General features: G+C 64.2%; 13 protein-coding genes. All 13 read right to left on the minus strand.

Features of this window, described 5'->3' with window-relative positions:
* Window positions 1-60: 60 nt before the first annotated feature.
* The 13 genes from atpA to H3O04_RS07260 all read right to left on the minus strand — a co-directional run bounded on the left by atpA (window position 61) and on the right by H3O04_RS07260 (window position 13,818).
* Entirely contained in the window at window positions 61-1,602 is a 1,542-nt protein-coding gene (atpA, locus tag H3O04_RS07200) for a F0F1 ATP synthase subunit alpha (protein WP_006477285.1), read from the minus strand.
* Between the two features lie 44 nt (window positions 1,603-1,646).
* A complete protein-coding gene (locus H3O04_RS07205; RefSeq protein WP_006477284.1) occupies window positions 1,647-2,186 on the minus strand; it encodes a F0F1 ATP synthase subunit delta in 540 nt (179 codons plus the stop codon).
* A gap of 2 nt (window positions 2,187-2,188) precedes the next feature.
* A complete protein-coding gene (locus tag H3O04_RS07210; protein ID WP_006477283.1) occupies window positions 2,189-2,659 on the minus strand; it encodes a F0F1 ATP synthase subunit B in 471 nt (156 codons plus the stop codon).
* Between the two features lie 129 nt (window positions 2,660-2,788).
* On the minus strand, window positions 2,789-3,058 hold the full coding sequence (gene atpE / locus H3O04_RS07215; protein ID WP_006482730.1) for a F0F1 ATP synthase subunit C: 270 nt from the start codon (window positions 3,056-3,058) through the stop codon (window positions 2,789-2,791).
* A gap of 75 nt (window positions 3,059-3,133) precedes the next feature.
* Window positions 3,134-3,985: a F0F1 ATP synthase subunit A gene (gene atpB / locus H3O04_RS07220; RefSeq protein ID WP_006477281.1), complete on the minus strand. Its 852-nt coding sequence runs from the start codon at window positions 3,983-3,985 to the stop codon at window positions 3,134-3,136.
* Window positions 3,986-4,095: 110 nt separating this feature from the next.
* Window positions 4,096-4,620: an ATP synthase subunit I gene (locus H3O04_RS07225; protein WP_006477280.1), complete on the minus strand. Its 525-nt coding sequence runs from the start codon at window positions 4,618-4,620 to the stop codon at window positions 4,096-4,098.
* A 565-nt stretch (window positions 4,621-5,185) separates the two neighbouring features.
* On the minus strand, window positions 5,186-6,316 hold the full coding sequence (locus tag H3O04_RS07230) for an SLC13 family permease (protein WP_023476545.1): 1,131 nt from the start codon (window positions 6,314-6,316) through the stop codon (window positions 5,186-5,188).
* Window positions 6,317-6,326: 10 nt separating this feature from the next.
* The gene (locus H3O04_RS07235; RefSeq protein WP_011546803.1) at window positions 6,327-7,220 is read right to left on the minus strand and encodes a ParB/RepB/Spo0J family partition protein; all 894 of its coding nucleotides are present in this window, start codon (window positions 7,218-7,220) and stop codon (window positions 6,327-6,329) included.
* Window positions 7,221-7,251: 31 nt separating this feature from the next.
* Window positions 7,252-8,031: a ParA family protein gene (locus H3O04_RS07240; protein WP_011546804.1), complete on the minus strand. Its 780-nt coding sequence runs from the start codon at window positions 8,029-8,031 to the stop codon at window positions 7,252-7,254.
* A gap of 51 nt (window positions 8,032-8,082) precedes the next feature.
* Window positions 8,083-8,769, minus strand: a complete 687-nt coding sequence (gene rsmG, locus H3O04_RS07245; protein ID WP_027808854.1) for a 16S rRNA (guanine(527)-N(7))-methyltransferase RsmG — start codon at window positions 8,767-8,769, stop codon at window positions 8,083-8,085.
* Window positions 8,766-10,745: a tRNA uridine-5-carboxymethylaminomethyl(34) synthesis enzyme MnmG gene (gene mnmG, locus H3O04_RS07250; RefSeq protein ID WP_202587422.1), complete on the minus strand. Its 1,980-nt coding sequence runs from the start codon at window positions 10,743-10,745 to the stop codon at window positions 8,766-8,768. Before mnmG ends, rsmG begins: the two co-directional genes overlap by 4 nt.
* 533 nt (window positions 10,746-11,278) lie before the next feature.
* Window positions 11,279-12,034 carry an ABC transporter ATP-binding protein gene (locus H3O04_RS07255; RefSeq protein WP_011546807.1) on the minus strand — a complete coding sequence of 252 codons (756 nt, stop codon included), beginning with the start codon at window positions 12,032-12,034 and terminating at the stop codon, window positions 11,279-11,281.
* Window positions 12,034-13,818 (minus strand): branched-chain amino acid ABC transporter ATP-binding protein/permease, encoded by a 1,785-nt coding sequence (locus H3O04_RS07260; RefSeq protein WP_011694017.1) that lies wholly within the window; start codon window positions 13,816-13,818, stop codon window positions 12,034-12,036. Before H3O04_RS07260 ends, H3O04_RS07255 begins: the two co-directional genes overlap by 1 nt.
* Window position 13,819: the final 1 nt, after the last annotated feature.

Below are 13,819 nucleotides of genomic sequence, written 5' to 3' on the forward strand. Positions count from 1 at the left end.
CTTGACCGAAGCGGCGCGGGCGCATCAGCACCCGCGCGGCCTCAGTGTGTCACTCGCGGATCAATAGGCACCGGACTTCTTGAAGGCTTCGATCGCCGAGCGCAGCGCGCCTTCGTCGTCCTTCGAGAGATCCTTGGTGTCTTCGATGCGCTTGATGAGGTCAGCGTGGCTGGTCTTCAGGTTGTCGCGCAGGCCCTTCTCGAACGGCAGCACTTGCTTGACGTCGAGATCGTCGAGGTAGCCGTTGTTCGCGGCGTACAGCGACACGGCCAGTTCCCAGACCTGCAGCGGCTGGTACTGCGGCTGCTTCAGCAGTTCCGTCACGCGGCGGCCGCGCTCGAGCTGCTTGCGGGTCGCTTCGTCGAGGTCCGATGCGAACTGCGCGAATGCGGCCAGTTCACGGTACTGCGCGAGGTCGGTACGGATACCGCCCGACAGCTTCTTCACGACCTTCGTCTGCGCGGCGCCACCGACGCGCGACACCGACACGCCGGCGTTGATTGCCGGGCGGATGCCTGCATTGAACAGGTCGGTTTCCAGGAAGATCTGGCCGTCGGTAATCGAGATCACGTTCGTCGGAACGAACGCGGTCACGTCGCCAGCCTGCGTTTCGATGACCGGCAGTGCCGTCAGCGAGCCGCTCTTGCCCTTCACTTCGCCGTTCGTGAACTTCTCGACGTACTCTTCCGACACGCGAGCCGCACGCTCCAGCAGACGCGAGTGCAGATAGAACACGTCGCCCGGGTACGCTTCACGGCCCGGCGGGCGGCGCAGCAGCAGCGAGATCTGACGGTATGCCCAGGCCTGCTTGGTCAAGTCGTCATAGATGATCAGCGCGTCTTGACCACGGTCGCGGAAGTATTCGCCCATCGTGCAGCCGGCGTACGGTGCCAGGTACTGCATGGCAGCCGAATCCGATGCCGAAGCGGCGACGACGATCGTGTATTCCATCGCGCCCGTTTCTTCGAGCTTGCGAACCACGTTCATGATCGACGAAGCCTTCTGGCCGATCGCGACGTAGATACAGATCAGGTCCTTGCCCTTCTGGTTGATGATCGCGTCGAGCGCCACCGCGGTCTTGCCGCACTGACGGTCGCCGATGATCAGCTCACGCTGGCCACGGCCGATCGGCACCATCGCGTCGATCGACTTGATGCCCGTCTGCACCGGCTGCGACACCGACTTACGCCAGATCACGCCCGGGGCGATCTTTTCGATCGCGTCGGTCAGCTTCGCGTTGACCGGGCCCTTGCCGTCGATCGGGTTGCCGAGCGCGTCGACCACGCGGCCGACGAGTTCCGGGCCAACCGGGACTTCGAGAATGCGGCCCGTCGTCTTGACGATGTCGCCTTCCGAGATGTGTTCGTATTCGCCGAGAATCACCGCGCCGACCGAGTCGCGCTCGAGGTTCAGCGCGAGACCGAACGTGTTGCCCGGAAACTCGAGCATTTCGCCCTGCATCACGTCCGACAGGCCGTGGATACGCACGATACCGTCGGTCACGGAGATCACGGTGCCCTGGTTGCGAACGTCTGCGCTCGCTTCAAGGCCCTGGATCCGGCTCTTGATCAGCTCGCTGATCTCAGAGGGATTGAGTTGCATTATTCGCTCCTGATAGTCAATTCTGTTGCGTGCCGGCGTGGCGCTCAGGCGGTCAAGGCAGCCTGCATCGATGCGAGGCGCGCGCGAACCGAGGTGTCGAGCACTTCGTCGCCGACCGTCACGCGCACGCCGCCGATCAGCGACGAATCGACTTCGACCGTCGGTTTCAGCTTGCGCTTGAACTTGCGTTCGAGGCCCGAGACGAGACTGTCGAGATCCGCGCCGTTCAGCGGGAACGCGCTCACGATCTCGGCGTCGGCTGCGCCTTCACGTTCGTTCTTGAGCGCCTCGAACTGCTCGGCAATTTCCGGCAGCAGCGCGATGCGATGATTGTCGACCAGCATCTGCACGAAGTTCTTCGCTTCGGCGCCGGCCGCGACGGGCGACTTCACCGCAGCAAGCAGCAACTCGGCTACTTGCGTGCGCGTCACCTTCGGGCTCGACGCGACCGACAGTACTTCCGGCAGACGCGCAACCTGGGCCAGCTCTTGCACGAGCGTGGACCAGGCGGCGATGTCACCGCCCTCGGCCACGCGGAACAGCGCTTCTGCGTAAGGGCGGGCGATGGTTGCAAGTTCGGCCATGATCAGAGCTCGGCTTTCAGTTGATTCAGCAGTTGGGCGTGGGCCGTTTGATCGACTTCGCGCTTCAGGATCTGCTCGGCGCCCTTCACGGCCAGCGCGGCGACTTCGCCACGCAGCGCTTCGCGCGCCTTCACGATTTGCTGTTCTGCTTCCGCCTTCGCCTGGGCGACGATGCGGGCGGCTTCAGCCTGGGCGTTGGCCTTGATTTCCTCGGCGACCGCCTGGGCACGCTTTTCAGCGTCGGCGATGCGCTGCTGGCCGTCGTTGCGGGCCTGCGCGAGTTCCTGGTCCACGCGCTTGTGCGCTGCGTCGAGTTCCGCCTTGCCCTTCTCCGCGGCGGCGAGGCCGTCGGCGATCTTCTTCGAACGTTCGTCGAGGGCGTTGATCAACGGCGGCCACACGAATTTCATCGTGAACCACGCGAGGACCAGGAACACGACCATTTGCGCAAACAGAGTTGCGTTGAGATTCACGGTGTTTCCTTATCTGCTATTCCGGAAAAATGAAACGGTAAGGCGCTCATCGAGTTGCATTCGATCAGCGCCCCAAGTCTCCGTTCCGCCCTGCGCCGGCTTACGCCGGACGCATATTTCCGAGGAACCTTAGCCTGCGAGCTTCGACAGGAGCGGGTTCGCGAACGCGAACAGCATTGCGACACCAACGCCGATCAGGAATGCAGCGTCGATCAGACCAGCCAGCAGGAACATCTTCGTTTGCAGCGGGTTGATGAGTTCCGGCTGACGTGCGCAGGCTTCGATGTACTTGCCACCCATCAGCGCGATACCGATACAGGCGCCGATTGCACCCAGGCCGATGATGATGCCGATACCGATGGCGGTCAGACCCTGGATGTTGGCGATGTAAGCTTGCATGATCACTCCTTTGTGAAAAGACTTGGAACTGAGATTTAAAAAACTAAAACGAAGACTCTTTGTTGCACGCCACGCTTAGTGCGTGTCGTGCGCCTGGCCGAGATACACCAGCGTCAGCATCATGAAAATGAATGCCTGCAACAGAACAATCAGAATGTGGAAGATTGCCCAGACGCTACCCGCGATCACATGACCAACGAAGCCGAGGAACGTTGCGTCGCCACCGAAGCTCCACATGCTGCCGAGCAGGGCGATCAACAGGAACAACAGCTCACCCGCGTACATGTTGCCGAACAGCCGCATGCCGAGCGAAACGGTCTTTGCAACGTATTCGACGATGTTGAGCGCGAGGTTCGGGATCCACAGCGCCGGGTGGCCGCCGAACGGCGCCGACAGCAGCTCATGCGCAAAGCCGCCCGCGCCCTTGATCTTGATGCTGTAGTAGATCATCAGGACGAACACGCCGAGCGCGATGCCGAGCGTGCCGTTCAGGTCGGCCGTCGGGACGATGCGATGGTGGGAAATCACGTCCGACAGACCGAGCAGGCCGATCACGCGGCCCGGCAGGTCGACCGGGAGGAAGTCGAGGGAGTTCATCAGCGCGACCCACACGAACACCGTGAGGGCGAGCGGCGCGATGAAGGTACGATTGCCGTGGACGATGGCCTTCGACTGGTCTTCGACCATTTCGACGAGCATCTCGATCGCGCACTGGAAACGGCCCGGCACGCCCGACGTCGCCTTGCGGGCGGCCAGACGCAGCAGGACGATCGTCACGATGCCGCAAACGATCGACCAGAACAGCGTGTCGAGATTCCAGACGTGAATGTCGAAAATCGACGTCTGATGCGAGGTGGAGAAATTCTGCAAGTGGTGCGCAATGTACTCGGACGGATCCGGACCGCGCGTGCCTTCGCTAGCTGCCATATCGTTAATGCCACCCAAATTGTCGAAAATCGTTTTGCCCCGTTCCGCAACACGCTATTGCGGGAACGGGCCGGTGCGGTTCGTTGTCGAAACCGCACGCTGCTTGTTCCTTACCGCCAGGCCAGCGCGATCCAGTACGTCTTCAGCACGACGAGGTACGTGACGAGGAACGGCACCCAGTGCACGCCGGCCCAGCCGAACGCCACCGCGGTGAACATCCCGATCGTCAGAGCCAGTTTCAGGGCTTCGCCCATCACCCAGCTCATCACGGTGGCCGAGCCACCTGCCTTCAGTCGTGCCACGAATACCGCACTGGGCACCCAGCCGATCGCTCCGCCCAGAAACGCGGATTGCGCAGCGGCGCCCGGCGACTTCGAAAACAGCCACCACGCCAGCGTTGCAACCAGGGACAGGACCACTTGCGCGAACACCACCTTGTAGGGGGTCACGCGCGAGGGCTTGCTCACGTTCGGACCGAACAGCCTTTCGGCCTCGGCCCGCGTCAGCGGAACGATGTTGTTATCTTGCTGCTCGACATCCCAGTCATCGTCGGATTCACGCCGCGCGCCAACCGCCGAAGCGGTGCGTTGCGTGCGCTGATCATCGTGCCTGTCGTCCGGCGCCTGACCCGCCATCGCAATCTTCCGCAGAATCCTTCAAACCGACCCCAAGCTTTCTGAAAGCTTTCAGGGGTGCCTAGCTAACAAATCCGGGCGATTGTAAGCGATAGTTGCAAGTGATTCAAGGCTTTAGACGCGACAAAAACCTGCATAAAACGACGCCTCATGATGTGAAAAAACGCCCGATTCGACGACGTACGATGACAGTTGTAAGGTCGGTTTTTCGCACCGGTATTTCTTGCGCGAAAAAGTCCGGTGTCGGGGTAAATGGCGGGGAAACGATGCCTGATGCGGGCTTGGCGGAAGCGGTGCGATCGCCGCGGGGAACGGGCTGCAAGCGAGCCCATTCGAATGGCTCGGCGCAACGCGGCGGAACAAGCCACGCGCGGTGACCGAGCCATCACGCGCGACGCGCGAAATTCGCCGGATGTTCGCGCATCGATTCATCCAATCAGTTGTCGCGCCGCCACAGATGTTCGACTGTGAGTTGCAGCACTTATCAACAATCCCGATCACTGCGCACGCTGTGCGCCCTGCCCGTCACCCGAGCGGCATGCCTGTGCCGCACGCACCGGCTCGCTCAACCGTGCATGAGCAACCACGCACCGAGCGCCGCGCTCGCCAGCGCGAACGGAATCGAAACGAGGTGGAACGGCAGCCACATGCGCGGCTCCTTCGCGAGGCGCACCGCGATCAGGTTCGCGAGCGAGCCGATCGCGAAACCGAAGCCGCCGACCGATACGCCGAACGCAAGCGCGCGCCAGTCGTGCGTGAACTCCGACAGCAGGATCGCGGCCGGCACGTTGCTGATCACCTGTGACAGCACGGCGCCAGCGGCATAGACGCGCAGCGGCGAATCGAGTTGCGCGTGCGCGATCGCGTCGTGCACGACGGGCAGCGCAGCCGCGCTGCGCAGCACGACGAACATCAGCACGAAGATCAGCAACAGCAGCCAGTCGATCTTCAGGACTGCATCACGTTTGACGGCGAACAGCACGATGGCGACACCGACGAGGCCCGGCAGCGGATGATGCGCATCGGCGAGCAGCACGAACGCGGCGAACAGCACGGCCGCGATCAGCGCGTGCATGCGTTGTACGGGCAACGCGGCGGCGTCGCCCGACAAGTCGAGCGGCTTCGCGCGAAACATCAACGCGGTCAGCACGAGCAGCAGCGCCATCAGCGCGAGGGCGAGCGGTCCGAGCGTGACCACGAAACGACCGAACGACACGCCGCTCAACTGCCACAGGAAAAGATTCTGCGGATTACCGAGCGGTGTCGCGACGGACCCCGCGTTGACGGCCAGCGCGACGACGATCACGAGCCGCCGGAACGGCAGCGGTGTCAGCGCGCGCAGCGACACCATCAACGGCACGACGACGAACAAGGCGACGTCGTTGGTGAGCCACATCGACAGCACGGCGGCGAAGCCGACGAGCAGCATCGCGAGCCCGCGTTCGGAATGCACGTGATGCACGATGCGATGCGCGAGCCACATCAGGCAGCCGGACAGCTCGAGCGCCTTGGTCAGCATCAGCAGGCCCGCGAGCGTCGCGACCGTCTGCCAGTCGACGCGATCGGCCAGTACCGAAAATGGTTGCGGACGCACCCATTGCAGCACGATCAGCCCAAGCGCGAGCACCGACAGTACCGGTTCCTGCGCAAGCCAGCCGAGCCACCGGCGCGGTGCCGGTGCCCCCGTTTCCTCCATACCTGCCCCGTTATTCTTCTGTTGCGACGTTGCCGCGCAGTCGCGCGAGAATGCCCTCGAGCGCATCGAGGTTGCCGAAGTCGATCAGCACCTGCCCTCGCCCGCGGCGGCCGAGCTTGATCTTCACCGTCGACGCGAGCAGGTCGGACAACTCCTCTTCGAGGCGACGCGTATCGCGGCCGCCATCGTCCTTCGCACGCGCCTTCACGGCCGGCGCTTCCTTCGTCGTGTGCGAGACGAGCTTCTCGGTCTCGCGCACCGACATGCGCTTGTTGACCACCTGATGCGCGAGCGTGATCTGCGTGGCCGCGTCGACCGCGAGCAGCGCGCGTGCGTGCCCCATGTCGAGATCGCCGGCCAGCAGCATCGTCTGCACCGGCGATGCGAGGTTCAGCAGGCGCAGCAGGTTCGATACCGCGCTGCGCGAACGGCCGACCGATTCGGCCGCCTGTTCGTGCGTGAAACCGAACTCGTCCAGCAGGCGCTGGATGCCGTGCGCCTCTTCGAGCGGATTCAGGTCCTCGCGCTGGATGTTCTCGATCAGCGCCATCGCGGCGGCGGCCTGATCGGATACGTCCTTCACGAGCACCGGCACTTCATCGAGGCCAGCCAGGCGCGCCGCACGGAAACGCCGCTCACCCGCGATGATCTCGTATTTGTCTGATGAAATGGGCCGTACCAGGATCGGCTGCATCACGCCCTGCGCGCGAATGCTGGCCGCGAGCTCCTGCAGGCTGCCCTCGTCCATCCGCGTGCGCGGCTGGTACTTGCCGGCTTGCAGCTTGCCGAGCGCGAGCGTGTTCGGTGCGCCTTCGATCTTCACCGCTTCGGTGATATCGGCGCTGCCGCCGAGCAGCGCTTCGAGGCCACGTCCCAAGCCCTTCTTCTTTGGTACCGCGTTCATGTCTTTCTTCCTCGCTTCGCTCATGTCCGGATCACGACACCTCGAACGCGCGCACGCGCTCGATCATCTCGGCACCGAACTGGATATACGCTTGCGCGCCGCGCGAACTGCGGTCGAACACGACGCCCGGCAACCCGTAACTCGGCGCTTCCGCCAGGCGCACGTTGCGCGGAATCACCGCGTCGAACACCTTGTCGCCGAAGTGCGCTTTCAGTTGATCGGAGACTTGCTGCTGCAGCGTGATGCGCGGATCGAACATCACGCGCAGCAAGCCGATGATCTTCAGGTCGCGGTTCATGTTCGCGTGAACCTGCTTGATCGTATTGACGAGGTCCGACAACCCTTCCAGCGCGAAGTACTCGCACTGCATCGGGATCACGACGCCATGCGCCGCGCACAGGCCGTTCAGCGTCAGCAGCGACAGCGTCGGCGGGCAATCGATCAGCACGAAATCGTAGTCATCGGCCACGCGCTCGAGCGCGGCCTTCAGGCGGCGCTCGCGGTTGTCGATGCTGATCAGTTCGATCTCCGCGCCGGACAGCTCGCGGTTCGCGGGAAGCACGTCGTAGGTGACGCCTTCCGGACGCACGCGCGCATCGGCCACCGACACGCCGTCGACCAGCACCTCGTACACGGTCGCTTCGCAGGCGGCCTTGTCGATCCCGCTGCCCATCGTCGCGTTGCCCTGCGGGTCGAGATCGATCAACAGGACTCGTTGCTCCTGCGCTGCAAGGCTTGCGGCGAGATTGACCGATGTCGTCGTCTTGCCGACGCCCCCCTTCTGGTTCGCAACGCAGAAGATCTTTGCCATCGTTGGTGTGTTCCCTTTACCTTCAAACAAACGGCGCGCTACCGCGCGCCTTCAATTCGCGTCGTCGACGGCCACTTCGAACAGATGCCGCTCCGCATCGAGCATCGGCACCGCCAGCCGGATCGTCTGCGTGACTCGGCTGCCTTCCGGCAACCGCGCAATCTCGTCGTCCGGGTGAACGCCCTTCATCGCCCAGATCGAACCGCCCGGCGCGACCAGATGTCGAGCAAGTTTAACGAAGTCGGATAGATCCGCGAAAGCGCGGGATACGATCATGTCGAATTTTTCCGGCACTTCGACACCCGGCTGCAGCGATTCGACCCGCCCGGTGACGACCGACAGGTTCGCGAGCTTCAGCTCCGCGCGCATCTGCGTCTGGAAGGCAGACTTCTTCTGCACGATATCGTTCAGCGTGACCTGCCAGCCCGGCTCGACGATCGCGAGCACGATACCGGGCAGCCCGCCGCCCGAGCCGACGTCGAGCACGCGCGCCGACGTACGGCCGCGCAGATGCGGGACGATGGAAAGCGAATCGAGGATGTGCTGGATCAGCATCTGCTTCGGGTCGCGGATCGCGGTCAGGTTGTAGACCGCGTTCCACTTGCCGAGCAGCGCGACATAGTCGAGCAATTGGTTGCGTTGTGTATCCGTCAGCGTGAGGTCGAGCGCCGCCGTACCTTCGACGAGCATCCCTTCCAGTACGTCCCGATTAACCGCCGGCGCGCGACGCGCCGTCATTGTTGCGTCGGGACGGTGCCGCCCCCCTGCTCCGCAGCCTCTGCGGCCTCCACGGCCGTGCCGTTACGGCGGCCCAGACCGCGACGCTTCAGGTGCACCATCAGCAGCGAGATTGCCGCCGGCGTGACGCCCGAGATACGCGACGCCTGCCCGATCGTTTCCGGCCGGAATTCGTTGAGCTTCTGGCTCACCTCGAACGACAGACCGCGGACTTCGCGGTAGTCGATACCGTCCGGCAGGCGCGTGTTCTCGTTCGCGTCGTTGCGCTCGATTTCCGATGCCTGGCGCTCGATATAGCCCTGATACTTGATGCCGATCTCGACCTGCTCCTTGATCTGCTCGAGCAGCACCGGATCGTCCGCCAACGGCTCTGCGGGGCCGCACTCGCCGCCCTTCAGTCCGCACACGCCGTCGTAGCTCACGCCAGGCCGACGCAACAGTTCGGCGAGGCTGTACTCATGATCGATCGCCTTGCCGAGCAACGCCGTCGCCTCTTCCGCCGGCAGCGTCTTCGGCGTGACCCAGGTCGACTTCAGGCGTTCGGTTTCACGTGAAACAGCGTCGCGCTTCCGGCTGAATGCGTCCCAACGCGCGTCGTCGACGAGCCCCAGCTCGCGGCCGATTTCAGTCAAGCGCATGTCGGCATTGTCTTCGCGCAGGCTCAGGCGATACTCGGCGCGGCTCGTGAACATCCGGTACGGCTCGGCCACGCCGCGCGTGACGAGATCGTCGACCAGCACGCCCAGATAGGCCTGGTCGCGACGCGGGCACCACGCATCCTTCTCCTGCACGTAGCGGCCCGCATTGAGGCCGGCCAACAGTCCCTGCGCCGCCGCTTCTTCGTAGCCGGTCGTGCCGTTGATCTGGCCCGCAAAGAACAGCCCGTTGATCGCCTTCGTCTCGAGCGATGCCTTCAGCGCACGCGGGTCGAAGTAGTCGTACTCGATCGCGTAGCCGGGGCGCAGGATGTGCGCGTTCTCGAGGCCGCGCATCGAATGCACGAGTTCGAGTTGGACATCGAACGGCAGGCTGGTCGAGATCCCGTTCGGGTAGAACTCGTGGGTCGTCAGCCCTTCCGGCTCGAGGAAGATCTGGTGCGATTCCTTCGAGGCGAACCGGTGGATCTTGTCCTCGATCGACGGACAATAGCGCGGCCCGACGCCTTCGATCACGCCTGTATACATAGGCGAACGGTCGAGACCGCCGCGAATGATGTCGTGCGTGCGCTCGTTCGTATGCGTGACCCAGCACGGCAGTTGCTGCGGATGCTGCTCCGCGCGGCCCAGGAACGAGAACACGGGGATCGGATCGAGGTCGCCCGGCTGCTCGTCCAGCTTCGAGAAGTCGATCGTGCGGCCGTCGATACGCGGTGGCGTACCGGTCTTCAGCCGGCCCTGCGGCAGCTTCAGCTCCTTCAGGCGCGACGACAGCGATACGGCCGCCGGATCGCCCGCGCGACCGCCCGTGTAGTTGTTCAGGCCGACGTGGATCTTGCCGTCGAGGAACGTACCGGCCGTCAGCACGACCGCGCGAGCGCGGAAGCGGATGCCGATCTGCGTGACGGCGCCGACCACGCGGTCGCCTTCGACCATCAGATCGTCGACCGCCTGCTGGAACAGCCACAGGTTCGGCTGATTTTCGAGCCGATGGCGGATCGCCGCCTTGTACAGGATGCGATCGGCCTGTGCACGTGTCGCGCGCACGGCCGGGCCTTTCGACGAATTGAGGATTCGGAACTGAATACCGCTTTCGTCCGTCGCGGCGGCCATTGCGCCGCCGAGTGCGTCGACTTCCTTGACCAGATGGCCCTTGCCAATGCCGCCGATCGACGGATTGCAGCTCATCTGCCCAAGCGTTTCGATGTTGTGGGTCAGCAGCAGTGTCTTCGCGCCCATACGGGCCGACGCCAGCGCGGCTTCCGTGCCGGCATGGCCGCCACCGACGACGATGACGTCAAATTCTGTGGGAAAAAGCATGGTGGATTCCGTACGCAGAGCTGCGCACGAACCTATCAGAGAAATGTATGGGCCGAATTATAGCGGGTTCGCTTTTCACTCGAAGGCCATCCGAATGGTAGGGCCTGTGCATTTGCGCGTTTTTTTCGCTGTGGGCGAACGGATTTGTCGTTCCGAGCCGCCGTGGCAATGCTTCGCGCGGTTCAATGCACATCTTCGCGCCTGTGCAAAAACCGGGGTACTAGCCACCCAGCAGGTGTGGAACGCCTGACTCGATCCGGCGCCTGTGCCCGGCACAACAGGCGAACGCGATGCCCTGTGCCCCTCATCCACACCGCATTTCTGTCGATTGTCCGGGCACTTATCCACCGAGATGCGGTGCATCGCCCAGCGTGCGGGGCCCAACAGCCGGCACCGCACAGCGCTTCCGATTGTTCCCGCACGGCTTATCCCCGGCCTTGAACCGTCGAAGCCTCGACACTCGTGGCTCACAAACAAAAACGGCGTGTTTCACGTGAAACACGCCGCGCGTTTCCCGCCCACCGCGTCACCAATCAAGCCGTCTTCTTCGCCAACCCGAGATACGTCTCGATCACCTGCGGATTCTGCGCAAGCTCGGCTGCCGGCCCTTCCAGCGCAAACTCGCCCGTCTCCAGCACATAGCCGTAGTCGGAGATCTGCAGCGCCGCCCGCGCGTTCTGCTCGATCAACAGCGTCGCAACACCGGTGCCGCGCAACGCGCTGATGATATGAAAGATCTCCTTCACGATCAGCGGCGCCAGCCCGAGGCTCGGCTCGTCGAGCATCAGCAGGTCGGGCTTGCCCATCAGCGCACGTCCGACCGCCAGCATCTGCCGCTCGCCGCCGGACAGTGTGCCGGCCGCCTGCCTGCGGCGTTCCTTCAGCCGCGGAAACAGCGCGAACACGTGATCGAGCTGATCGAGGAAGTTCGATTCCCCCGCCTGCTTGCGCCGATACGCGCCCAGCACGAGGTTGTCTTCGACCGTCATCGTGCTGAACAGCTCGCGCTTCTCCGGTACGAGGCACATGCCGCGCGCGACACGCTGCTCGACCGGCAACGCGCCGACGTCGTTGCCGCGATACACGACCGCGCCCGACGCATGCCCCGTTACCGGCAGCGCCCCCATGATCGCGTTCAGCAGCGTCGATTTACCGGCGCCATTCGGGCCGATCACGCTGACGATCTGCCCCGCCCCGACCTTGATGGCAGCCCCGTGCAGCGCCTCGACCTTCCCGTACCGCACCGCCAGCCCGCGCACTTCGAGAATCGGCATCGTCGTGTCCGTCATCACTCCACCCCGCCCAGATACGCTTCCAGCACGGCCGGGTCCTGCTGCACATCCTGCGGCAGCCCTTCCGCGATCCGCGTGCCGAATTCCATCACCACCAGTCGGTCGGTGAGATTCATCACGAAATCCATGTCGTGTTCCACGAGCAACACGCTCATGCCTTCGGCCTTCAGCCGCCGCAGCAGGTCGGCGAGTTGCTGCTTCTCCTGGTAACGCAGCCCCGCGGCCGGTTCGTCGAGCAGCAGCAGCGTCGGATCGCAGCACAGCGCCCGCGCGATTTCGAGAATCCGCTGCTGGCCGAGCGCGAGACTGCCTGCTTCGTCGTACATGTGCTTCTCGAGCCCGACGCGGCGGATCTGGCGCGCGGCTTCGGCCAGCAACTGCGCTTCCTCGTGCGCGTTGAGCCGCGCGATGCTGCGCCACACGCCGGTATGGCCGCGCAGGTGGGCGCCGATCGCGACGTTCTCGAGCACCGTCATCGCCGGCAACAGCTTCACGTGCTGGAACGTGCGACCGATGCCGCGGCGCACGATCTGACGCGACGTCAGCCCGTCGATGCGCTCGCCACGGAACGTGATCGCACCGCCAGTGGGCCTCAGCACACCGGTCACGAGGTTGAACGTGGTCGACTTGCCCGCGCCGTTCGGGCCGATCAGCCCGATGATCTGCCCCGCTTTCACGTCGAAGCTGACGTCGTTGACGGCCACCAGCCCGCCGAACTGCTTGCGTGCGTTGTCGACGACGAGCAGCGGCTCGCCGGCCACGGGTTTCGCGCGCTGCGGCAGCGGGTCGGCCTGCTCCGGCACATGCGCGCGCGGTCCGCGCGGGAACAGCCTCGCGACGAACGGCCATACGCCCTGGCGCGCGTACTGCAGCAGCAGCACCATCAACACGCCGAACACGATGATCTCGAAGTTGCCTTCCGAACCGAGCAGCTTCGGCAGCAGCGTCTGCAGGTAGTCCTGCAGCACGGTCAGGATCGCGGCGCCGAGCACCGCGCCCCACACGTGCGACACGCCGCCCACCACGGCCATGAACAGGAATTCGATCCCGTGGTTCAGGCCGAACGGCGTCGGGTTCACCGCGCGTTGCAGGTGCGCGTACAGGAAGCCCGATACCGCCGCGAGCACGGCCGCGTAGACGAAGATCACGACGCGCATCCACGCGGTGTTCACGCCCATCGCCTCGGCCATCACGCCGCCGCCGCGCAGCGCGCGGATCGCGCGGCCCGGGCGGCTGTTCAGCAGATTCTGTACCGACACGATCGCGGCCAGCACCACGGCCCAGATCAGGAAATACAGGCTGCGGCCGCTCTCGAGCACGATGCCGAACAGGTTCAGCGCCGGAATCCCGTTGATCCCGTCGTACTTGCCGAGCAGTTCGAGGTTGCCGAACAGGTAGAACAGCGCGAGGCCCCACGCGATCGTACCGAGCGGCAGGAAGTGTCCGGACAGCCGCATCGTCACGGCGCCAAGCACGAGCGCGACGAGCGCCGTCAGCACGACGCCGACGATCAGCGCGAGCCACGGCGACACGCCGTAGCGTGTCGTCAGGAAGGCGGTCGCATACGCGCCGATGCCGACGAACGCGGCCTGCCCGAAACTCGTCATCCCGCCGACGCCCGTCAACAGCACGAGCCCGATCGCGACGATCGCATACAGGCCGATGTAGTTGAGCAGCGTGATCCAGTACTCCGGTACCTGGAGCGCGCCGGGCAGCACCGGCAGCGCGAACAGCACCACGAGAAACAGCCAGAAGGTCTTGTTGCGTACCATCGTCTTCATC

This window comes from Burkholderia sp. KCJ3K979, assembly GCF_016759955.1.
In the GTDB taxonomy this organism is placed as follows: domain Bacteria; phylum Pseudomonadota; class Gammaproteobacteria; order Burkholderiales; family Burkholderiaceae; genus Burkholderia; species Burkholderia orbicola.